Origin of the sequence: Streptomyces sp. XH2, from assembly GCF_049725035.1 — a bacterium.
GTDB lineage: Bacteria > Actinomycetota > Actinomycetes > Streptomycetales > Streptomycetaceae > Streptomyces > Streptomyces roseoverticillatus.
The window spans coordinates 21,527-43,195 of the sequence record NZ_JBMMMZ010000003.1; the positions used below are offsets into that span (position 1 = coordinate 21,527).

At 71.3% G+C, this 21,669-nt stretch carries 21 protein-coding genes and 1 tRNA gene; 9 read left to right on the forward strand and 13 right to left on the reverse strand.

Features of this window, described 5'->3' with window-relative positions:
- Positions 1–27 precede the first annotated feature (27 nt).
- Positions 28–1,167 carry an acyl-CoA dehydrogenase family protein gene (locus tag ACOTKD_RS07035; RefSeq protein WP_424888014.1) on the forward strand — a complete coding sequence of 380 codons (1,140 nt, stop codon included), beginning with the start codon at positions 28–30 and terminating at the stop codon, positions 1,165–1,167.
- A gap of 54 nt (positions 1,168–1,221) precedes the next feature.
- On the opposite strand, the gene ACOTKD_RS07040 is transcribed toward ACOTKD_RS07035, so the two are convergent.
- The 4 genes from ACOTKD_RS07040 to ACOTKD_RS07055 form a co-directional block, all read right to left on the reverse strand.
- A complete protein-coding gene (locus ACOTKD_RS07040) occupies positions 1,222–1,569 on the reverse strand; it encodes a rhodanese-like domain-containing protein (protein WP_424888015.1) in 348 nt (115 codons plus the stop codon).
- A 10-nt stretch (positions 1,570–1,579) separates the two neighbouring features.
- Entirely contained in the window at positions 1,580–2,362 is a 783-nt protein-coding gene (locus tag ACOTKD_RS07045; RefSeq protein WP_424888016.1) for a hypothetical protein, read from the reverse strand.
- A gap of 293 nt (positions 2,363–2,655) precedes the next feature.
- The gene (locus tag ACOTKD_RS07050; protein WP_424888017.1) at positions 2,656–4,071 is read right to left on the reverse strand and encodes a DUF2252 domain-containing protein; all 1,416 of its coding nucleotides are present in this window, start codon (positions 4,069–4,071) and stop codon (positions 2,656–2,658) included.
- A 184-nt stretch (positions 4,072–4,255) separates the two neighbouring features.
- Positions 4,256–5,494 carry an IS701 family transposase gene (locus ACOTKD_RS07055; RefSeq protein ID WP_424888018.1) on the reverse strand — a complete coding sequence of 413 codons (1,239 nt, stop codon included), beginning with the start codon at positions 5,492–5,494 and terminating at the stop codon, positions 4,256–4,258.
- A 324-nt stretch (positions 5,495–5,818) separates the two neighbouring features.
- Between ACOTKD_RS07055 and ACOTKD_RS07060 the strand changes: the two genes are divergently transcribed.
- The gene (locus ACOTKD_RS07060; protein WP_424888019.1) at positions 5,819–6,136 is read left to right on the forward strand and encodes a helix-turn-helix domain-containing protein; all 318 of its coding nucleotides are present in this window, start codon (positions 5,819–5,821) and stop codon (positions 6,134–6,136) included.
- Between the two features lie 61 nt (positions 6,137–6,197).
- Here the strand turns inward: ACOTKD_RS07060 and ACOTKD_RS07065 are convergent, their stop codons facing one another.
- A complete protein-coding gene (locus ACOTKD_RS07065; RefSeq protein WP_424888020.1) occupies positions 6,198–6,974 on the reverse strand; it encodes a hypothetical protein in 777 nt (258 codons plus the stop codon).
- Between the two features lie 199 nt (positions 6,975–7,173).
- Positions 7,174–7,257: transfer RNA gene (locus ACOTKD_RS07070), tRNA-Leu, on the reverse strand.
- A gap of 393 nt (positions 7,258–7,650) precedes the next feature.
- Here ACOTKD_RS07070 and ACOTKD_RS07075 point away from each other — a divergent pair.
- From ACOTKD_RS07075 to pknB, 6 genes are all read left to right on the forward strand, one after another.
- The gene (locus ACOTKD_RS07075; protein WP_424888021.1) at positions 7,651–8,508 is read left to right on the forward strand and encodes an FhaA domain-containing protein; all 858 of its coding nucleotides are present in this window, start codon (positions 7,651–7,653) and stop codon (positions 8,506–8,508) included.
- Positions 8,509–8,518: 10 nt separating this feature from the next.
- Positions 8,519–9,064 carry an FHA domain-containing protein FhaB/FipA gene (locus tag ACOTKD_RS07080; RefSeq protein ID WP_235481313.1) on the forward strand — a complete coding sequence of 182 codons (546 nt, stop codon included), beginning with the start codon at positions 8,519–8,521 and terminating at the stop codon, positions 9,062–9,064.
- 75 nt (positions 9,065–9,139) lie between these two features.
- Entirely contained in the window at positions 9,140–10,687 is a 1,548-nt protein-coding gene (locus ACOTKD_RS07085) for a protein phosphatase 2C domain-containing protein (protein WP_424888022.1), read from the forward strand.
- Positions 10,688–10,727: 40 nt separating this feature from the next.
- Positions 10,728–12,170 (forward strand): FtsW/RodA/SpoVE family cell cycle protein, encoded by a 1,443-nt coding sequence (locus tag ACOTKD_RS07090; protein WP_424888387.1) that lies wholly within the window; start codon positions 10,728–10,730, stop codon positions 12,168–12,170.
- Positions 12,167–13,621 carry a penicillin-binding transpeptidase domain-containing protein gene (locus ACOTKD_RS07095; RefSeq protein WP_424888023.1) on the forward strand — a complete coding sequence of 485 codons (1,455 nt, stop codon included), beginning with the start codon at positions 12,167–12,169 and terminating at the stop codon, positions 13,619–13,621. The genes ACOTKD_RS07090 and ACOTKD_RS07095 overlap by 4 nt, the downstream gene beginning before the upstream one ends.
- A gap of 162 nt (positions 13,622–13,783) precedes the next feature.
- Complete coding sequence (gene pknB, locus ACOTKD_RS07100) at positions 13,784–15,820, forward strand: Stk1 family PASTA domain-containing Ser/Thr kinase (protein ID WP_424888024.1); 2,037 nt, start codon at positions 13,784–13,786, stop codon at positions 15,818–15,820.
- A gap of 61 nt (positions 15,821–15,881) precedes the next feature.
- On the opposite strand, the gene ACOTKD_RS07105 is transcribed toward pknB, so the two are convergent.
- From ACOTKD_RS07105 to ACOTKD_RS07130, 6 genes are all read right to left on the reverse strand, one after another.
- The gene (locus ACOTKD_RS07105) at positions 15,882–16,580 is read right to left on the reverse strand and encodes a class E sortase (protein WP_424888025.1); all 699 of its coding nucleotides are present in this window, start codon (positions 16,578–16,580) and stop codon (positions 15,882–15,884) included.
- Between the two features lie 36 nt (positions 16,581–16,616).
- Positions 16,617–17,468, reverse strand: a complete 852-nt coding sequence (locus ACOTKD_RS07110) for a class E sortase (RefSeq protein WP_424888026.1) — start codon at positions 17,466–17,468, stop codon at positions 16,617–16,619.
- The gene (locus ACOTKD_RS07115; protein ID WP_424888027.1) at positions 17,465–18,103 is read right to left on the reverse strand and encodes an aminodeoxychorismate/anthranilate synthase component II; all 639 of its coding nucleotides are present in this window, start codon (positions 18,101–18,103) and stop codon (positions 17,465–17,467) included. Before ACOTKD_RS07115 ends, ACOTKD_RS07110 begins: the two co-directional genes overlap by 4 nt.
- Entirely contained in the window at positions 18,100–18,276 is a 177-nt protein-coding gene (locus ACOTKD_RS07120; RefSeq protein ID WP_424888028.1) for a hypothetical protein, read from the reverse strand. Before ACOTKD_RS07120 ends, ACOTKD_RS07115 begins: the two co-directional genes overlap by 4 nt.
- A 72-nt stretch (positions 18,277–18,348) precedes the next feature.
- Positions 18,349–19,188: a class E sortase gene (locus tag ACOTKD_RS07125; RefSeq protein WP_424888029.1), complete on the reverse strand. Its 840-nt coding sequence runs from the start codon at positions 19,186–19,188 to the stop codon at positions 18,349–18,351.
- Positions 19,189–19,215: 27 nt separating this feature from the next.
- Positions 19,216–19,980, reverse strand: coding sequence for a DUF881 domain-containing protein (locus tag ACOTKD_RS07130; protein ID WP_424888030.1), 765 nt, complete (start codon positions 19,978–19,980; stop codon positions 19,216–19,218).
- Between the two features lie 155 nt (positions 19,981–20,135).
- Here ACOTKD_RS07130 and crgA point away from each other — a divergent pair, with 155 nt between their 5' ends.
- Positions 20,136–20,390: a cell division protein CrgA gene (crgA, locus tag ACOTKD_RS07135; protein WP_391828452.1), complete on the forward strand. Its 255-nt coding sequence runs from the start codon at positions 20,136–20,138 to the stop codon at positions 20,388–20,390.
- Between the two features lie 323 nt (positions 20,391–20,713).
- Here crgA and ACOTKD_RS07140 read toward each other — a convergent pair whose 3' ends face one another.
- Entirely contained in the window at positions 20,714–21,589 is an 876-nt protein-coding gene (locus ACOTKD_RS07140) for a rhomboid family intramembrane serine protease (protein WP_424888031.1), read from the reverse strand.
- Positions 21,590–21,669: the final 80 nt, after the last annotated feature.

Here is a 21,669-nt window from a genome sequence, read left to right on the forward strand (position 1 = left end):
GACACCAGGCGCGGGAGGACGGCGGCAGTGGACTTCACCTTCACCGAGGAACAGCAGGCGGCCCGGGAAGCGGCACGGGCCGTTCTCTCCGGGGTCTCCCCCGACGGCGTGCCCAGCCCGGTCCTCTCCCGGGGCCCGGTCGCGGAGGACTTCGACCGCGCGCTGTGGCGCAGGCTGGCCGCGGCGGATCTGCTGAGCCTGACCGTCGGCACCCGGCACGGCGGAGCGGGGCTCGGGCCGATCGCCCTGTGTCTGGTGCTGCACGAGGCCGGTCAGGTGCTCGCCCGGGTGCCGCTGCTGGAGGCCGGGGCCACGGCGCTCGCGCTGAGCACGCACGGCGGTGCGGCCGGGGCGCGGATCCTGCCGGCGCTCGGGCGCGGCGAGCTGGTCGTCACGGTCGCCTCCAGCGGCCGGACCGGGCACGATGCGGCGGAGCTGGCGGTCACGGCAGCACAGCGGCCGGACGGGGAGGAATGGCTGCTCGACGGCGTGCAGACGGCCGTGCCATGGGCGCCGTGCGCCGATCTGATCGTCGCTCCCGCGTGCGACGCGGACGGCCGTGCCGTGCTCGGGCTCGTCCCCCGCGACCACCCCGGGGTCGCCCTGGGCCGGCAGGTGTCCACCAACGGCGAGCAGTACGCCGAAGTGCGGCTCGACTCCGTACGGCTCGCCGGCACGCAGGTGATCACCACCGAAGGGGCCTGGCCGCGGCTGCGCGCGCTCCTCACGGCCGGGACGTGCGCGCTCGCGCTCGGGGTGGGGACGGCGGCATGCCGTATGACCAGCGCGTACACGAGCAAGCGGGAGCAGTTCGGCTTCCCGCTGGCCACGTTCCAGGCGGTGGCCGTCCAGGCAGCGGACCGCTATGTCGACCTGCGGGCCATGGAGGCCACGCTCTGGCAGGCCGCGTGGCGCCTGGAGACCGGCGCGGGCGGGGCCCTGCCGGCCGACGCGGACCTCGCCGTGGCGAAGGTGTGGGCCTCGGAAGGCGTGCGGCGCGCGGTGCAGACCGCGCAGCACCTGCACGGCGGCTTCGGCGCCGACACCGGCTACGCCCTGCACCGCTACCACGCCTGGGCCAAGCAGCTGGAGCTGTCGCTCGGCCCGGCCGCGGCCCACGAGGAGGCGCTGGGCGACCTGCTGGCCGCCCACGCGCCCGAGGGCTAACCCCTCTGCCGGATCCTCTGCCGGGCCCTGTGGCGGGCCCTCTGGCGGGTCCGGCTAGATCACGGCCCCGGGGCCGCCGTTCCCGTCCACCACGGGGCGGCCGGCGGCCTCCCAGACCTGCATGCCGCCCTCGACGTTCACCGCGTCCAGGCCCTGCTGCACCAGATAGGCGGTGACCTGCGCGGAACGCCCGCCCGAGCGGCAGATGACATTGATCCGGCCGCCGTCCGGCGCCTTCTCCGTCAACTCGCCGAAGCGGGCCACGAAGTCGCTCATCGGAATGTGCAGCGCGCCCTCCGCGTGGCCGGCCGCCCACTCGTCGGCCTCACGCACATCCAGCAGAAAGTCGTCGGACGAGAGGGCGTCGACGCCGACCGTGGGGATTCCGGAACCAAAGCTCATGCCCACGACGCTACCCGACCATTTCCCGCAGCTGCGCCTCGCGCTCGGCGACCTGGGCGCGCAGGCCCTCGGCGATCTCCTCCAGCAGGCCGTCCGGGTCCTCAGGCGCCATCCGCAGCATCGAGCCGATCGCCGACCCCTCCAGCTCGGCGGCCAGCGCCGACAGCATCTCCTTGCGCTGCGCCAGCCACTCCAGGCGGGCGTAGAGCTCCTCCGCGCGGTCCAGGGGGCGCGGCTCCGGCGCCGGGCCCGCGGCCCACTCCGCGGCCAGGGCGCCCAGGAGGTCCTCGTCACCGGCCGCGTACGCGGCGTTGACGCGCACGATGAACTCCTCGCGGCGCACCCGCTCGGCCTCGTCCCGCGCCAGGTCGGGGTGGGCCTTGCGGACCAGCTCCCGGAAGGCCCGGCGGGCCTCGTCGCTCGGGCGCACCCGGCGGGGCGGGCGGACGGGCTTCTCCGTGAGCATCGCCGTGCCCTCCGGGGACAGCCCGTCCGAGTCCAGCCAGCCGCCGAACAGCTCCTCCACCCCGGGCAGCGGTTGCACCAGCGCACGGGCCTCGCGGGCCTTGCGCAGGTCCTCCGGATCACCGCTGCGGGCGGCGACGGCCTCGGCGATCTGTGCGTCCAGCTCTTCGAGGCGGGCGTAGACCGGGCCGAGGCGCTGGTGGTGCAGGCGGGAGAAGTTCTCCACCTCCACACGGAACGTCTCCACCGCGATCTCGAACTCGATCAGCGCGGTCTCGGCCGTGCGGACGGCTTGCTCCAGGCGGGAAGTGTCTGCTTCCGGATTCATCACCCGACCAGCGTAGTTCCCTCCCGGAGGGTTACCGGGACCGTGGCGGCCCGCCCCCGGCGGTCCCCCGCCGCGACGGCGCGCAACCACCGCGGTGGAGCCCGGCGGTGCCGATACCGCCTGATGCCGGCGCGGCACCGCCGGCTCAGCACCGCCGGACCGGACCGCCGGACCGCGCCGTCGTGGTCTCTCGCCATTGCGGCGGGAACTTCCTGCCCGCGAACTTCTTGCCCGCGGCGAAGAAGCCGGGGCAGGCACCGCACCGAACGCCCACCGGGCGGCCGCGTCGCCCGCTAGACGCCCGTCTCCGCAGCCACGCGCCCCGCGCCGATCGCGCGGGTCAGCGCCTCGTGATCCGCTTCCGTCCGGTCCGCGTAGATCACGGCGAAGGCGGCCACCGCCTCGTCCAGTGCCCCGGACTTGCCGCAGTAGGCGGCTATCAGGCGCGGGTCCGTGGTGTGGGAGTGGGCGCGGGCCAGGAGCGCACCGGTGAGGCGGGCGTAGTCGTCCAGTTCGGCGGGGGCGAGGGCGGCCGGATCGACGCTGCCCTTGCGGTTGCGGAACTGCCGCACCTGGTACGGGCGCCCCTCGACCGTGGCCCAGCCGAGCAGCACGTCGCTCACGACCTGCATCCGCTTCTGCCCGAGCACGACCCGCCGCCCTTCGTGCCCGTCGGGCGGCAGTGCGAAGCCGGCCTTCTCCGCGTACGGCAGCAGGACCGAGGGCCGGGCCTCCTTCACCTGGAGGACCAGCGGCTCCCCGCGGTGGTCCAGGAGCAGCACCACGTACGAGCGCAGCCCCACGCTCCCCGTGCCGACGATGCGGAACGCCACGTCCTGCACCTCGTACCGGGCGAGCAGCGGCAGCATTTCCTCCGGGAGGGTGCCGAGGTAGCCGCCCAGCGCCGAGGCGACGGCGCCCGCCTCGGCGTCCGGCAGGCGGCGCAGCACCGGCGGGGCGTCCACGAAGCGCCGCCCGCCGTCCGCCTTCTCCGTGGCCTTGGCGGCGAAGCGGGCGCTCGTGTTCCGCCGGGCCTTCCCGGCGACGCGCTCCAGCGTGCCGGTCAGGTCGCGGGCGTCCGCGTGGGAGACGAGCCGCTCGTCGGCGATGGCGTTCCAGGCGTCCGCGACGGGCATTCCGGCGAGCAGTCGCATCGTGTGCCGGTAGGAGCCCGCGGCGTCCCGCGCCGCGGCCCGGCAGGTGGCCTCGTCCGCGCCCGCCTCCCGCCCGGCGAGCACCAGCGAGGCGGCGAGCCGCTTCACGTCCCACTCCCAGGGCCCGTGCAGGGTCTCGTCGAAGTCGTTGAGGTCGATGACGAGTTCGCCGCGCGCGTCGCCGTAGAGCCCGAAGTTGGCGGCGTGGGCGTCGCCGCATATCTGGGCGCCGGCCCCGGTCACGGCGGTGTCCATCAGGTCGTACGCCATGAGCCCGGCGGACCCGCGCAGGAAGGCGAACGGGGAGGCGGCCATCCGGCCGACCCGTATCGGCGTGAGCTCGGGCAGCCGGCCCGCGTTCGAGGCCTCGACCTCGGCGACCGCGTCCGGCCGGTCCGGCCCGGGGGTCCACCGCGCGTGCGCGGACCGCGGCACCCGTTCCCGCAGCGCCTTGCCCTCCGCCTTCGGTGACCCCGCCGCGCCCCTGGGACCGGCGGGACGGGCGAACCCCGGTACGTACGGCAGTCGCGGCATCGCGCCCACCTCCCCCTTCATACGTCTCTTACGTCGCGCGTCGCACATCTCTTACGCGCATCACTTCAGTTACGCGCATCACTGACGCGCATCTCTTCGTCGTGCTGCGCGCGTCGCGCCGCGATCGGATGCCGAGAACCTACCGGCGGAGCGCCCGCGGGAGACAGAGGAGGAAAACGCCGGACGGGCCGGACGAGCAGCCGGTTCAAGCACACAGGGGCGTGACGGACCCCGTCACGCGCCGCCGCGCCGGGAACCGGCGCGTCCCCGCCCGCGCGGCGACGAGGTGGGCGACCGAGGCCAGGGTGATGTGGCGGTGCCAGCCCTGGAACGAGCGGCCCGCGAAGTCCCGGACGCCGGTGTGCTCGGAGATCTCCGCGAAGTCGCGCTCGACGACGTCCGTGAGCCGGGTCAGCCGCAGCAGGGTGATGAGCGGCAGCCGCCGGGAGTCGGTGAGCCACAGCCGGGACGGCCACCGGCCGGAGGAGCGCCAGTCGCCGATGAGCAGCATCGGCCGGTGGTGGACGACGCCGGAGCCGCCCCCGGGCCCGCTGCCGGGCGCCTGGCAGGCCAGCAGCACGGGAATGGCGCTCACCACCCCGAGCTGCATGCCGCCGCCCCTCGCGTCCGACCACTCCACCTGGCGGCGCATCCGCTTCATCGAGGAGATCAGGCTGAGAGCGGGCACCTCCTTGTCGCTGTACCCCTGCAGCAGGGAGCCGTCGACCCGCAGCGGCGTCGCGCCGTCGATGCGCAGGAGCAGGGAGGCGCCCGCACGGGCGAAGCGCCCCACGGTCGTCCCCGCGTCCAGCCCGTCCACGTCCACGACGACGGGGCGCCGGCGCAGGCCCCAGGCCTCGGCGGCCTCCAGGGCGACGGATCCGGCGTGCTCCTCCAGGGAGACGACGCGGCTGGCGGCGGGTATGTGGGCGCGGCTGCGCCGGGCCGGGTCCTCCAGCCAGTTCCTGGAGAGCACCAGGCTCCAGTTGAAGGGCACGCTCATCCGCTCCGAGGCGCTCCACGCGCTGAAGGCCCGCTGCCCGTTGACGGTCTGGCCCAGGTGGGGGAGGAACTGCTGGTCGACGCCGACCGAGTGGATCCCCGCCTTGGGGATGACCGTGGAGTTGACCACCCACGCCTGGGGGCGCACGACCTCGTCCGCGAGCCGGGCCAGCGCGCCCCGGACGGGCGCCCAGTTCCAGGACGACGCGGTGATGAAGTGGTGGACGCTCTGCTGGAGCGCCTTTCCGCCGATCTGTTCCGCGACGTTGCGCAGGGTCTTGCGGCCCTCCGCCGCCAGCAGGCCGCGGACGTACTGCTCGGCCATCCGGCGCTGGTCGTTCCGCGCGAGGGAAGCGAACAGTTCCGGCTCCACGTCCCAGTCGTCGGCGAGGGCTGCCGTACCGCTGGGCACAGGGCCGGGTTGCGCGGATCTGACTTCCATCGGATCTCCCCACGTGGGTGGCTACCGGACTGGCGCCCGACCGTACCAAACCGACCGCGTGGTTTCTATTGATGCTTGAACCTTGCAATACCTACGTCCGCCGCAGCCGACCGCCGACCCCCGGGCCGCGAGGGATGGCCCGAACCTTGGCCGAATTCGACCGATTGCCTCATCGCCCCTGGTCACAGATTGATCAAAATGTGAACTCGCCCCGGATGCCGCAATCTTTAGCCGGATGCGGGCTTTTAGTTAGCCCTAAAGGTGGCATCCTCTTAGGAGAAGGCACCTAAGGGTGCCGTGAGTTCTTGGTTCCAGGGGGTAGGGATGACGTGGCGCAACAGACGTGATCATGGACTGGCGGCCGACGAGGCCGGGGGCCGGTTGGCACGCCACGCGACCGCATCCCTGGCGGGCCTCCTCGCGGAACGCGGCATGACCCGCAAGGACTTGGCGGAGAGCATGGGCGTCTCGCCGGGCAGAGTGAGTCAAATCCTCTCCGGTGACGAGAACCTGACCATGCGTTCGCTCGCCGCCGTGGCCGATGCGCTCGACGTGAAGATGGAGATCTCCTTCACCGAGTCCTCCTCTGCCGGCCGCCAGGAACAGCCCGCACACAGAGCGTTGGCCAAGACGTATCACTGAGCTGGCCTTCCACCGACTTACCGGCTCACCGGCTCGCGCTTACCCTCTCAGCGCTCACCGCTCAGCGCGCCGAAGGCTCGGCGGCGGCTGCGTACAGGGGCTGCCGCCGCAGTTCGAGGATCTTCCCGTCGTCGCTGCGCTTGCCGTGCGCATGAGCCAGCTCCAGCAGGCGCGCGCACAGGTGCTCGGCCTCGCCGAAGGCCCGCAGCGTCCGCCCGATCTCCTCGCGCGTCCGCTCGCGCTGCTCGTCCGAACAGGCCTTCTCGATCTCGGTCTCCAGCGTGTCCGCCCTCTGCACGGCGGCCCGCACCTCTTCGTACCGCGTCTCGATCGAGGACGCCGGGCCGTTCTTGCCCCTGGACGGGCGCCCGGGCACCTCGACCCGCGATTTCAGGTGCCGCGCGACCCGGTCGGCGAAGACATCCAGCTCCCAGCAGTTGTCGAAGCCGTCGGCCAGGCGGGCGCACCAGTCGGCCCGGTCCGTCTGCAGGCGGTCCATCAGACTGTTGATCAGCAGGGAATGACCGAGTGTGAGAATCGCCATCACCGGATGGTCGGCCTGCTCGGTCCGCCGCTTGGGCACCAGGCCCGCCCCCGCCACGATGCCGACCGCCGCCGGCGGCACGGCGGAGGCGTGCGGTAACAGCAGTCCGCTGGCGAGCGCCGCCATCGCGGACGTCCACAGCACCACGGCCAGCGCCGAGGCGGCCGAACGCACCGTCCCCAGCAGCCGGCCCTGCCCGCGGAAGCGGTGCACGAGGCACACCCAGGTCACGGGCGCGCAGACGGCAGCGGGCAGGATCCACTCGGAAAAAACGGACGTCTGGTCACCAGCCACCCCGCGTCCCCCATTCCGGATCACACAGCGCCCCGGTACGACTACGGAATGATGTTCCCACTCCAGCCACTACGGCGTGCCACGTTCCGGCCAAGCTCCGGGATCACAAGGGTCCCGTGGGCTACAAAAGCACGGCAGGGCAAAACGAGACAGACCCCCCGGAGTGACCGAAGTCACTTCGAGGGGTCTGTCCTCACTGTGCGCGAGGGGGGAGTTGAACCCCCACGCCCTTGCGGGCACTGGAACCTGAATCCAGCGCGTCTGCCTATTCCGCCACCCGCGCATGGGTGTCGTCCTCGGGCTTCCGGGCTTCTTCCGGGGGACTTGCCCTTCCGGTTTCTGCGCCGTGCGCCTTCCGACATCGAGAACATTAGCACGCCTTCGCGGGTGCCTTCACACTCGTTCTCCCCGGACCGGCCCCGGCGGGGACCGCGGAGGCCGTCCCCGGCCGCCGGGACCGGTGGGGACCCCGCCGGTTGCGGGACACTGGCTCCCGGCCGCCTCTACGATCCCTATGAAGGGGACAGGGAGGCCGGGCCCGCGGGCCGGGGCGACACTCGTCACTCCTGGCCCCGAAGGGGAACCGGCCGTTTCCCCAACGCGTGGATACGATCAGTAAGCAGTACCAGGAACGACACCGAGCATCAGGAACGTCACTGAGGGAAGGAGGTGCCCCGTGGGAGTACTGAAGCGCTTCGAGCAGCGTCTCGAGGGTCTCGTGAACGGCACCTTCGCCAAGGTGTTCAAGTCCGAGGTGCAGCCGGTCGAGATCGCGGGCGCGCTCCAGCGCGAGTGCGACAACAACGCCACCATCTGGAACCGTGACCGCACCGTCGTCCCGAACGACTTCATCGTGGAGCTGAGCACCCCGGACTTCGAGCGGCTCAGCCCGTACTCCGGTCAGCTCGGCGACGAGCTGTCCGGCATGGTCCGCGACTACGCCAAGCAGCAGCGGTACACCTTCATGGGGACCATCAAGGTCCACCTGGAGAAGGCGGACGACCTCGACACCGGCCTGTACCGGGTGCGCAGCCGCACCCTCGCCGCCAGCGAGTCGCAGGACCACCAAGGCCAGCCGAGCCAGCGCCCCGGCAGCCCGCGCCAGGGCGGCCCCGTCACGCACGGTGCGGGCTATCCGGCACCCCCGTCGGGGCTGCCGCCCATGCCCGCGTCGCCGCCGCCCTCCTCGCCCCCGGGGCGGCCCGCGCCGCGCGCGGGCGGGAGCGGCCCCGCGGCCAGCGTGCCCGGCGCACAGACCCGGCGCTGGATCGAGATCAACGGCACCCGCCACCAGATCTCCCGGCCCACCCTCGTGCTGGGCCGCAGCACCGAGGCGGACGTACGGATCGACGACCCCGGCGTCTCCCGCCGGCACTGCGAAATCCGGGTCGGCACCCCCGCCACCATCCAGGACCTGGGGTCGACCAACGGCATCGTGGTGGACGGACAGCACACCACTCGCGCTACGCTCCGCGACGGCTCACGGATCGTCGTGGGCAGCACCACCATCGTTTATCGGCAAGCCGAAGGGTGAAGCGGGGGCAATGTCAGAGCTGACCCTCACGGTCATGCGGTTGGGTTTCCTCGCCGTACTGTGGCTGTTCGTGATCGTGGCCGTTCAGGTCATCCGCAGTGATCTCTTCGGCACCCGGGTCACCCAGCGTGGCTCCCGCCGGGGCGGTGGCGAGAGCCGGCCGCAGCGCGCGCAGGCCCAGGCCGCGCCCCCGCAGCAGCGCCAGCAGCAGCAGACGGGCGGCCGCAGGGCCGACCGGCGCGCGGACCGGGGCCGCCGTGGCGCCCCCACCAAGCTCGTGGTCTCCGAGGGCTCCCTCGCGGGCACCACGGTGGCCCTGCAGGGCCAGACCATCTCGCTGGGCCGCGCCCACGACTCCACGATCGTGCTGGACGACGACTACGCCTCCAGCCGGCATGCCAGGATCTACCCGGACCGCGACGGCCAGTGGATCGTCGAGGACCTCGGCTCGACCAACGGCACGTATCTCGACCGCACCCGGCTGACCACCCCGACCCCGATCCCGCTCGGCGCGCCGATCCGCATCGGCAAGACCGTCATCGAGCTGCGGAAGTAGTAGGACCATGACGACCGGAGGGTGGGCAGCGTGGCTGGGAAGGGGCTGTACCCGGAGCCGACGGGCGAGGTGCGCATGAGTCTGTCTCTGCGTTTCGCCGCCGGATCGCACAAGGGCATGATCCGGGAGGGCAACGAGGACTCCGGTTACGCCGGCCCGCGCCTGCTCGCCATCGCCGACGGCATGGGCGGCCAGGCCGCGGGCGAGGTCGCCAGCTCCGAGGTGATCTCCACCCTCGTCCAGCTCGACGACGACGTCCCCGGCTCGGACCTCCTCACCTCCCTCGGCAGCGCCGTGCAGCGCGCCAACGACCAGTTGCGCGTCATGGTCGAGGAGGACCCCCAGCTGGAGGGCATGGGCACGACCCTGACCGCCCTGCTGTGGACCGGCCAGCGCCTCGGCCTCGTGCACGTCGGCGACTCCCGCGCGTACCTGCTGCGCGACGGCGTCCTCACCCAGATCACCCAGGACCACACCTGGGTGCAGCGGCTGGTGGACGAGGGCCGGATCACCGAGGAGGAGGCCACCACCCACCCGCAGCGCTCCCTGCTGATGCGCGCGCTGGGCAGTGGCGACCACGTCGAGCCGGACCTGTCCATCCGCGAGGTGCGGGCCGGCGACCGCTATCTGATCTGCTCCGACGGCCTGTCCGGCGTCGTCAGCCATCAGACGATGGAGGAGACGCTCGCCAGCTACCAGGGCCCGCACGAGACGGTCCAGGAGCTGATCCAGCTCGCCCTGCGCGGCGGCGGCCCCGACAACATCACCTGCATCGTCGCCGACGTCCTCGACGTCGACGGCGGCGACACCCTCGCCCAGCAGCTCAACGACACGCCGGTGATCGTCGGCGCGGTCGCCGAGAACCAGCTGCAGCTGGGCGTCGACGGCGCCATGCAGACCCCGGCCGGCCGGGCCGCCGAGCACGCCCGCGCCAACCGGCCCGTGCCGCAGCAGCAGCCCGGCGGCGCCTTCGGCCCGCCCGGCAGCGGTGACGGCGGCATGGGCGGCACCCCCGACGGCTCGTTCGGCGCCTTCATGGACGAGGACTTCGTCAAGGAGCCCCGGCGCGGCCGCTGGCTCAAGCGGACGCTCATCCTCGGCGTCGTCCTCGGCGTCGTCGCGGGCGGCCTCTACGGCGGCTACAGCTGGACCCAGACGCAGTACTACGTGGGCGCCAAGGACAACAACCACGTGGCGGTCTACCAGGGCATCAACCAGGACCTGGCGTGGGTGAGCCTCAGCAAGCTCTACCAGGACCACCCCGAGATCGAACTCAAGTACCTGCCCGTCGACCAGCGCAGCCGCGTCGAGGACACCATCGCCCTCGACAGCCGCGAGAAGGCGGAGCAGAAGGCCAAGGACCTCGGTCTCCTCGCCGGCGCCTGCAAGAAGGAAGACGAGCGCCGCAAGGCCGAGCAGGCCCAGCGGGAGAAGGAGAAGCAGAACGGCGACCGGGTCGGCTCCGTCGGCGATCTGCCCAAGGATCCGAAGGACCCCAAGGCCGGCGACGCCAAGCCGGGAGCCACCGGCCTCTCCGCCCAGGCAAGTCCGGTGCCCAGCCCGGTCCCCACCCTCACCGAGGAAGAGCAGAAGTTGGTCCCGCAGTGCAGCGCTCAGCAGTAAAGCCGTAGGGGGCCATCAACTCATGTCAGCCATGCCATCCATGCCATCCAGCGCGGGCAGCAACACGACCGCGACGACCACGATCAGCACCGTGGGCCCGCCCAGCCGGCGCAACACCGAGCTGGCGCTGCTCGCGTTCGCGGTGATCCTGCCCTGCTTCGCGTACGCCAACGTCGGCCTCGCGCTCAACGGCGAGATGCCCTCCGGCATGCTCGGCTACGGGCTCGGCCTCGGCCTGCTCGGCGGCGTCGGGCACCTCGTGGTGCGCAAGTTCGCCAAGTACGCCGACCCGCTGCTGCTGCCGCTGGCCACCCTGCTCAACGGCCTCGGCCTCGTGATGATCTGGCGGCTGGACCAGTCGGAGCGCCTGGCCCGCCTGGCCAAGGCGCAGGGCTTCACGTTCCAGGCGTCGGCGCCCAACCAGCTGATGTTCTCGGCTCTCGGCATCGCACTGTTCGTCGCTGTCATGATCTTCCTGAAGGACCACCGCATCCTTCAGCGCTACACCTACATCTCCATGGTGGTCGCGCTGGTCCTGCTGATCGCCCCGATCTTCTTCCCCGGCAAGTTCGGCGCCAAGATCTGGATCGTCATCCCCGGCCTCGGCTCGATCCAGCCCGGTGAGTTCGCGAAGATCATCCTGGCGATCTTCTTCGCCGGCTACCTGATGGTGAAGCGCGACGCCCTGGCCCTGGCCAGCCGCCGCTTCATGGGCCTGTACCTGCCGCGCGGCCGCGACCTCGGCCCGATCCTCGCCGTCTGGGCGCTCAGCCTCGTCGTCCTCGTCTTCGAGACCGACCTGGGCTCGTCGCTGCTGTTCTTCGGCATGTTCGTCGTCATGCTGTACGTCGCCACCGAGCGCACCAGCTGGATCGTCTTCGGTCTGCTGATGTCGGCGGGCGGCGCGGCCGTCGTCGGCTCCGTCGAGCCGCACGTCAAGATCCGTGTGATGGCCTGGCTGCACCCCTTCGCGGTCTACGACACCCCGCGCCCCTCCTGGGCCACCACCGAGCAGATCGCCCAGGCCATGTTCGCCTTCGGCTCCGGCGGCGTCTTCGGCACCGGCTGGGGCCAGGGCGCCTCCGACCTGATCCAGTTCGCGGCCAACTCCGACTTCATCTTCGCCTCCTACGGCGAGGAGCTCGGCCTGGCCGGCGCCATGGCGATCCTGCTGATCTACGGCCTGATCGTGGAGCGCGGCATGCGGACGGCCCTCGCCGCCCGCGACCCGTTCGGCAAGCTGCTGGCCACCGGCCTCTCCGCCGCCTTCGGCATCCAGGTCTTCGTCGTGGCCGGCGGTGTCATGGGCCTCATCCCGCTGACCGGTATGACCATGCCGTTCCTCGCGGCCGGTGGCTCGTCCGTCATCGCGAACTGGGCGCTGGTCGCCATCCTGATCAAGATCAGTGACACGGCGCGCCGCCCGGCTCCGGCCCCCGCACCGTCCACAGACGCCGAGATGACCCAGGTGGTCCGCCCGTGAACAAGCCCGTACGCAGGATCGCGATCTTCTGCGGTCTCCTCGTCCTGGCCCTGCTCCTGCGGGACAACTGGCTGCAGTTCGTCCAGGCCGACGAGCTGAAGACGCACAAGAACAACCGCCGCGTCGACATCGCCCGCTACAGCCAGCCCCGCGGCAACATCATCGTGGACGGCCAGGCCGTCACCGGCTCCGTCGAGACCGGCGGCGTGGACTTCAAGTACAAGCGGACGTACAACGACGGGCCCATGTGGGCGCCCGTCACCGGCCGCTCCTCGCAGGTCTACGGATCCACCCAGCTGGAGAAGCTCTACGACCGCGTCCTCATCGGCGACGACGACCGCCTGTTCTTCAACCGCACCGTCGACATGATCACGGGCAAGGGGAAGAAGGGCGGTGACGTGATCACCACCCTGAACAGCAAGGCCCAGAAGGCCGCCTTCGAGGGCCTCGGCGACAAGAAGGGCGCGGTCGCGGCCATCGACCCGCGCACCGGCAAGATCCTCGCCCTGGCGTCCACGCCGTCGTACGACCCGTCGAAGATCGCGGGTGCCAACGACGGCAAGGAGTGGACGTCGCTGGACAAGGACAAGAACCAGCCGATGCTCAACCGGGCGCTGCGCCAGACGTACCCCCCGGGCTCCACGTTCAAGGTCGTGACGGCCACCGCCGCCCTGGAGAACGGCCTGTACAAGGACGTCGACTCCAAGACCGACTCGCCCGTGCCGTGGACGCTGCCGGACACGGTCACCGAGCTGAAGAACGAGGGCAGCATCCAGTGCAAGGACGCCTCGCTGCGCGAGGCCCTGCGGGTCTCCTGCAACAGCGTCTTCGGCAAGGTCAGCGCCGACCTCGGCAACAAGAAGATGATGGAGCAGGCGCAGAAGTTCGGCTTCAACAACGACAAGCTCGACACGCCGGTGCGCGCGGCCCAGAGCGTCTACCCCAAGGACAACCGTCCGCAGAACGCCATGGACGGCATCGGCCAGGCCTCCAACCGCGCCACGCCGCTGCAGATGGCCATGGTGGCCGCCGCGGTCGCCAATGACGGCAAGCTCATGGAGCCGTACATGGTCGACAAGGTGCGCGCCCCCAACCTCAACGTGATCGAGACGCACCAGCCGAAGGAGATGTCCCAGCCGATGTCGCGGGACACCGCGCGGAAGCTGCAGTCGATCATGGAGACCGTGGTCTCGGAGGGCACCGGCACCAAGGCCAAGATCTCCGGCGCCACGGTCGGCGGCAAGACGGGTACCGCCCAGCACGGTGTGGACAACAAGGACAACCCGTACGCGTGGTTCATCTCCTACGCCAAGGGGCAGAACGGCTCCCCCGTCGCCGTCGCCGTGGTGATCGAGAGCTCGGACACCCTCCGCGACGACATCGCCGGTGGCGCGCTCGCCGCGCCCGTGGCGAAGAAGGTCATGGAGGCGGTGCTCAGCACGTCGAAGTGACGGGCCTCACCTCCGCCGTCCGGCGCCGCCCGCGACGGTACCGGTCGTGTATCAGGTGGCCGTCACGGCCGGAACGGGCGTGACCTGCCGGGTACCGTATGCCGGACAGCACACCGCCGGACGTAGTGAAGGTGCGGTCAGGAAAACGGAAGGGCTGGAGCTATGGAAGAGCCGCGTCGCCTCGGCGGCCGGTACGAACTGGGCTCGGTGCTCGGCCGCGGTGGCATGGCCGAGGTCTACCTCGCCCACGACACCCGGCTCGGCCGCACCGTCGCCGTGAAGACGCTGCGGGTGGACCTCGCCCGCGACCCGTCCTTCCAGGCCCGGTTCCGCCGCGAGGCCCAGTCGGCCGCCTCGCTCAACCACCCGTCGATCGTCGCCGTCTACGACACCGGCGAGGACTACGTCGACGGCGTCTCGATCCCGTACATCGTCATGGAGTACGTGGACGGGTCGACGCTGCGCGAGCTGCTGCACTCCGGCCGCAAGCTGCTGCCCGAGCGGTCGCTGGAGATGACCATCGGCGTCCTGCAGGCGCTGGAGTACTCCCACCGGGCCGGCATCGTCCACCGCGACATCAAGCCGGCCAACGTCATGCTGACGCGCACCGGCCAGGTCAAGGTCATGGACTTCGGCATCGCCCGCGCGATGGGCGACTCCGGCATGACGATGACGCAGACCGCGGCCGTCATCGGCACCGCCCAGTACCTCTCCCCGGAGCAGGCCAAGGGCGAGCAGGTCGACGCCCGCTCGGACCTCTACTCGACCGGCTGCCTGCTGTACGAGCTGCTGGCCGTGCGGCCGCCGTTCATCGGTGACTCGCCGGTGGCGGTCGCCTACCAGCACGTGCGGGAGGAGCCGAACCCGCCGAGCGTCCACGACCCCGAGATCACGCCCGAGATGGACGCCATCGTCCTCAAGGCGCTGGCCAAGGATCCGGACTACCGCTACCAGTCGGCCGACGAGATGCGCGCCGACATCGAGGCGGCCCTGGAGGGCCAGCCCGTCGCCGCCACGGCCTCCCTGAACGCCGTCGGCTACGGCGCGGACGCCCCGACGGCCATGCTCCGCCCCCAGGCCCCCCAGGGCCCGGGCCAGACCTCCATGCTGCCGCCCGTACGGGACGACGACGGCGGGTACGGCGGCTACGACGACGGCCACGGCCGGCGGCGCGGCGGGGGCGGCGGCAAGAAGAGCAACCTCTCGACGATCCTGCTGATCCTCGCGGGCGTCCTGGTGCTGGTCGGTGCGATCTTCATCGGGAAGTCGCTGTTCAGCGGCAGCAACAACGGCTCCAAGGTGTCCGTGCCCAACCTCGTCGGGCAGACACTGAAGGACGCTCAGCAGCAGGGCGTCAACGGCGACTTCAAGGTCGTGCAGAACGGCACCGAGACCTGCGAGCAGGACAAGGGCAAGATCTGCAGCCAGGACCCGGCGGGCGGCGGCAAGATCGACCGCGGCGGCGAGGTCAAGGTCAAGGTGTCCGCGGGCGCGGCCAAGGTCAGCGTCCCCGACGTCACCGAGAAGCAGCTGGAGAACGCCCGGCGGATCCTGGAGAAGGAAGGCTTCCAGGTCAACACCAAGACCAAGCAGGACGACAGCGTCGCGGCCAACACGGTCACCGACCAGGACCCCAAGGGCGGCTCGAAGGCCGACAAGGGCTCCGAGGTCACCCTGACCGTCGCCACGGCCAAGCCGACCAAGACGGTGCCGTCCGTGGTGGGCCAGAACGTCGACGCCGCGAAGAAGCAGCTGACCGACAACGGCTTCAACGTGTCGGTGACCGAGCAGGACGCCCCCGGGCAGGCTCCCGGCACCGTCACCAAGCAGAGCCCCGACGGCAACACCCAGGCCGCCCAGGGCTCCACGGTCACCCTGACCGTGGCCAAGGGCGCCCAGAACGTCGGCGTGCCGCCGGTGCTGACGCACAAGTTCAAGGACGCCAAGAAGGAGATCGAGGGCGCGGGCCTGAAGGTCGGCAACGTCATCGGCCCGCAGGACGACAACGCGGTCGTGCAGACCACGAACCCGCTGCCGGGCACCCAGGTCGCCAAGGGCTCGGCGGTCGACGTGACGACCACGGCGGGCGTCCCGGGCTCCGACACCGGCAACCCGGGCACCCCTCCGGGCGGTGACACCGGCGCGACGGGCAACACGGGTTTCATCGGGGGCGGTTTCATAGGGGGCCGCCGCCAATGATCCCGCGCTAGCGGAGAACGCCGGGTGGGCTGGATTTCCAGCCCACCCGGCGTTCGGCGTTTCAGGGCCGGCGCAGTTCCTTCGGCGGCGTCCGGTCCCCGTCGACCTTCTCCGTGCGCTCCAGCTCCGCCCAGACGATGTACCGGTAGTCGGAGGTGTAGACGGGCGTGCAGGTCGTCAGGGTCAGGTAGCGGCCCGGCTTCGTCTTCCCCGATTCCTTCGGGACGGGGTCGATGACGTCGACGTTGTACTTCGAGGTCTGCTTCAGCTCGGCGTAGACCTTGTAGACGTACCAGACGTCGCGCGTCTCGAAGACGACCCGGTCGCCGGTCCTCACCTTGTCGATGTTGTGGAACTTCGCGCCGTGGCCGTCGCGGTGGGCCGCCAGGGTGAAGTTGCCCTGCCGGTCCCACGGCATGGCGGACTTCGCGGGCGAGGTGTAGAAGCCGGCGACGCCCTCGTTGAGGACGTCGGTGCCGGTGCCGCGCTTGACCAGGACCTCGCCGTTCTTCATGGCGGGGACGTGCAGGAAGCCGATGCCGTCCTTGGTGTCGAGGGCGCCGGGACCGGACGGGGCCTTCGCCCAGCGGTCGCGCACCTGGTGGCTCTGGCGCTTGGCCTCGCGGTCGGCGAGGACGTTCGTCCACCACAGGGAGTAGACGACGAAGAGGGCCAGGATCAGGCCCGCTGTGATCAGCAGTTCGCCGATGACGCCCACGGCGACGGCGAGGCGCCCCCGTCCCCGGTCAGTCCGTGCCACTGACGTTCGTACCCCGCTCACTGTTCCCCGCGTGTCTCAGTTGACGAGCGCGTCCGGCTTTCCCTTGCTCCGGGGCCGCTCGTCGACCATCTTGCCCCACACGATCAGGCGGTAGGTACTGGTGAACTCGGGGGTGCAGGTGGTGAGGGTGATGTAGCGGCCGGGGCCGCGGAAGCCCGATCCGGCCGGCACCGGGGCGATGACCGTGACATTCGCCGGTGACGTCTGGTCCAGACGGCTCGTCATCTCATACGTGTAGAAGGTGCTCCGCGTCTCCACGACGATCTTGTCGCCGGGCTTCAGCCGGTTGACGTAGCGGAACGGTTCGCCATGGGTGTTGCGGTGGCCGGCGAGGGCGAAGTTGCCCTGCTTGTCCCACGGCATCGCGGTCTTGAGCGCGCCGGACGGCTCGCCGTAGTGGCCCACCATGCCGCGGTCGAGGACCTTCTGCTTGCCGACGCCCTCGGCGATGGGCGCCTTCACGTCCAGCGACGGGATGTAGAGGATCGCGAAGCCCTCGCCGGGCGAGAAGTCGCCCGCGTCCCGGTCGGCGGCGCCCTGGCCGTCCTCGTCCCAGCGGCTCTGCAGGTGGTGGGCGGCCCCGCCGGCCTGCTGCAGGGCGCGGACGTTCGTCCACCACAGCTGGTAGGCGACGAAGAGCAGCATCAGCAGGCCGGCGGTGATGAACAGCTCGCCCGTCAGCCGGCACAGCAGCACGCCCACGCTGCCCCGGCGCGCCTTGCGGGCCGCATGCCGCCGCGCGGCACGCCCCCCGGTCCGTACGGGCCGGTGCGCGGCCTGGGCCGGCACCTCCACCCTGCGCAGCTCCATCGTCGCCCGGTCCTCGGGCGGCAGCGGCTGCGATACGACCCGCGGGGGCGTGGTCACGCCCCGGCCTTGCCCACCACCGGGGCCAGGCCCGCCGACCGCTCCACCGCCGTGGTGTCGCCGCAGGCGACCAGCCAGTTGGCGAGCATGCGGTGGCCCCACTCGGTGAGCACGGACTCCGGGTGGAACTGCACGCCCTCGACCGGCAGGTCGCGGTGGCGCAGGCCCATCGCGATGCCCGACTCCGTCCAGGCGGTGATCTCCAGCTCGTCCGGCCAGTTCTCCCGCTCGACGGCCAGCGAGTGGTAGCGGGTGGCGGTGAAGGGCGACGGGAGGCCCTGGAAGACGCCCGCGCCCTCGTGCGTCACCAGCGACGTCTTGCCGTGCAGCAGCTCGGGCGCCCGGCCGACCACGCCGCCGTACGCGACGGCCATCGACTGCATGCCCAGGCAGACGCCGAACACGGGGATGCCGTGCTGGGCGCAGTGCCGCACCATGTCGATGCACACGCCGGCCTGTTCGGGCGCGCCCGGCCCGGGGGACAGCAGGACGCCGTCGAAGCCGTCCTGCGCGTGGGCGAGCTCGACCTCGTCGTTGCGCCGCACCTCGCACTCGGCGCCGAGCTGGTAGAGGTACTGGACGAGGTTGAAGACGAAGCTGTCGTAGTTGTCCACGACGAGGATGCGCGCACTCACTGGTTGACCGCCATTCCGTTGTCGACCGTCACGTCGTTGAACGGCAGCAGCGGTTCCGCCCAGGGGAAGACGTACTGGAAGAGGACGTAGACGACCGCCAGTACGAGCAGCAGCGAGATCATCGCCCGCACCCATGCGTTGCCCGGCAGATGCCGCCAGATCCAGCCGTACATGCTGTCCCCACTTGCCGATGACGTAGTCGAAATTGCAGCACCAGACTAAGGGGCGGGCGCGTGCCGAGGGGGTCAGGCGGACAAAGCCCCGGGGCGGCCCCGTGCGACGGGCGAGGTGGCGTCCAGGTGCGCCCACACGATCAGCCGGTGGCTGTGGCCCCACTCCGGTTCGCAGGTGGTGAGGGTCAGGTAGCGGCCGGGGGTGCGGTAGCCGGAGGCGGCGGGCACGGGGTCGATGACGCCCGTGTCGTCCGGGCGGGTGCGGTACGGGCGGCCGTCCACGCGGTACGTGAACCAGGTGGTGCCGTCGTTGATCACCACCGCGTCGCCCGCGCGCAGCTCGTCGAGGTCCTTGAAGGGGTCGCCGTAGGTGCGGCGGTGGCCGGCGACCGCGAAGTTGCCCGGCGCCCCCGGGCGGGCGGTCCTCTCGTAGTGGCCGAGGCCCCTCTTGAGGAGCTCGGTGCCGGTTCCCTCCAGGACGGGCTTGGCCCAGCCGGCGCCGAAGCGGGGGACGTACATGACGGCGAAGGCCCGGCCGGGCCGCGGCTCGGGGGGCGGCGCCTGGTCGGTGGTGCCGGCGCGGGGCGGGGTACGGGACGGCGCTCCCGGCTGCGGCGAGGAGGCGGAGGGATCCCCCGGCTGGTCAGATGGCCGGCCGGGCGGGGCGCCCGCCTCCTCCGGCGTGTCGCCCGGTTGCTGCTGCTGCGGTGCCGGCTCCGGCTCCCCCGGCGCGGCGGCCGCGCCCACGGCCCCGCTCGACCAGCGGTCCTGGAGCCCGCCGAGCTCCTCGTCCATGGCGCTCCCGGCGCGCACGCCCGTCCAGTAGAGGACGTAGACGACGAAGAGGACCAGCAGGGCGCCGGTGGTGACGAACAGTTCGCTGAGCGTGCGGACGACGGTCCTCGGCCTCACCGCGGGCCCCCTCCCGGACCACGAGGGTCACGCCAAGGGCTTGGCGTAGTGGAGGTCCACTGTGCCCGAGTAGCCCGGAAGAGTCACCGCCTCGTGCTGGTCGACTTTCCAGCCGAGCCCGTACGCGTTGACGTACTGGAGGTAGTTCTGGATCGACGGGGAGGCGTCGAGGGCCTTGCGGAGCGCGCCGCGGTCGCCGACGGCCGTCACCTTGTACGGCGGGGAGTAGACGCGGCCCTGCAGGAGCAGGGTGTTGCCGACGCAGCGGGGCGCGCTGGTGGAGATCAGCCGCTGGTCCATCACCTGGATGCCCTTGGCGCCGCCCTGCCAGAGGGCGTTCACGACCGCCTGCAGGTCCTGCTGATGGATGACCAGGTCGTTGGGCTGGGGCTGCGGGACGCCGGGGATCCTGGCCGTGGCGTTCGGCGGGGCGTCGTTGAGGGTGACGGTCAGGCCCGGGCCGCTGAGCGGTGTGGTGCCGGCGGCCGCCGAGAGGGCGGCGAGCTTCTTGTTCTGCGCGGCGGAGCTGCCGCCGTCACGCCCGGCGAGGGCGTCGACCTTGGAGCGGACCGCGGCGGCGCTCTCGTCCAGGTCAGCGTTCTTGCGGCTGCGCTCCTGGATGAGGTCGGAGAGCCGGAGCATGGAGTCGTCGGTGCGGATGTTGGTGCCGTGGGCGGCGTTGAAGCTCGTCCAGAAGATGAGGCCCGCCAGCGCGAACACGCCTGCGGTGAGCAGCCGGACGGGCTTGAAGCGCCGGGAAGGCCTGCTGGTGGAGTCCGCAGAATTACTCAACGTACCCTTATCCTCTCCGGCGCCACGGAAGCACTACGCTAACGGACGCCCGGGGCAAGGTGGCGTTCCCGCCGCCCACCGCCCCGGACCAGCCTTTTGTCCCGCCCCATGCAGCCCCAGCGCGGTCACGCAGCGCATCGACAGGAGAGTTCCTCGTGCCGAAGTCACGGATCCGCAAGAAGGACGACTTCACGCCGCCGCCGGCGAAGCAGCAGAGCATCAAGCTGAGCAGTGGGCGGGGCTGGGTGGCGCCGCTGATGCTCGCGATGTTCCTCATCGGGCTGGCATGGATCGTCATCTTCTATGTGACCAGCGGCGACATGCCCATCGAGTCCCTCCACAACTGGAACATCGTGGTCGGTTTCGGCTTCATCGCGGCGGGGTTCGTAGTCTCCACACAGTGGAAGTAGCAAGCCTTCCGGGCAGCCTTCCGAGGAGTTATCCACACCCTCGTCCACAGTGGGGAAAAACTCAGAAGATCTGTGGATAACTTCCCCGGCGTTGACGCCGGTGTGACTGATCACAAGCGCGGGGGGCCGCTTGGCGGCCCCGCCCACCAGCGAAAACGCAGCTCTGTGCGAGTGCGGACACGCGTTCCCCACAGCGTGCACAAGATTCTGTACGCGCTGTGGACAAACCTACGGGTCAGTCGGAAGTCCGGCCCGGGCCGGCCGGTGGCAGGCCCGGGCCGGCCGAGGAGCCGGGCCCTGGCCGGCCGGGAGCAGGCCCTCGGTCAGCCGGAGAACCCGACGAGCTCGGGCAGCGTCGCCGCCCGCACGATCACCGCCGCGACGATCACCGCCAGCGTCACGCCGCAGGTGAGCCCCTGGACGAGCGCCCGCTTCTCCCGCGGCGCGTGCACCATCCCGTACGCCACGGCCGCGCCCACGACCAGCCCGCCGATGTGGGCCTCCCAGGCGATGTTGTGCCACGTGAACGTGAAGATCAGGTTGAGCACGAGCAGGGCCGCGACCGGCCGCATGTCGTAGCCCCGCCGTCGCATGATCACCGCGGTGGCGCCCAGCAGCCCGAAGATCGCGCCGGACGCGCCGAGCGAGGGCTGGCGCGGATCCGCGACGACGAAGGTGAGCGCGGAGCCGCCGAGGCCTGACAGCAGGTAGAGGGCGAGGTAGCGGGCCCGGCCCAGGGCCGCCTCCAGCGGTGGGCCGATCCACCACAGCGACAGCATGTTGAAGGCGATGTGCATCGGCGCCTGGTGCAGGAACACCGCGGTCACCAGGCGGTACCACTGCCCCTCCGCGACGCCCTGCGGCTCACCGGCGAGCACGGCCCGGCCGAACAGCTCCATCCCGTCGAGCAGGCCGTCGCCGGTGGCCATGACCGCGATCCACAGGGCGACGTTGACCGCGAGCAGGACCTTGGTCACCAGCCGGGGGTCGGCGGTCTGTGCACCGCCCGCGATGGTGCGCGGCGCGGTGGCCTGCGGCGGGTGTCCCGTACCGGAGCCGCCGGCGACGCAGGCCGGGCACTGGAACCCGACGGATGCGCTCACCATGCACTCCGGGCAGATCGGCCGCTCGCAGCGGGTGCAGCGGATGCCGGTCTCCCGGTCGGGATGCCGGTAGCAGCCGACGGCCTGGTCGTTCATGCGTTCCCCTTGCGCCGGTGGTGGGCGGACCTGTCCGGGACGCGCGGCCCCGCCCGTCATACGGACGAGCGGGGCGCCGG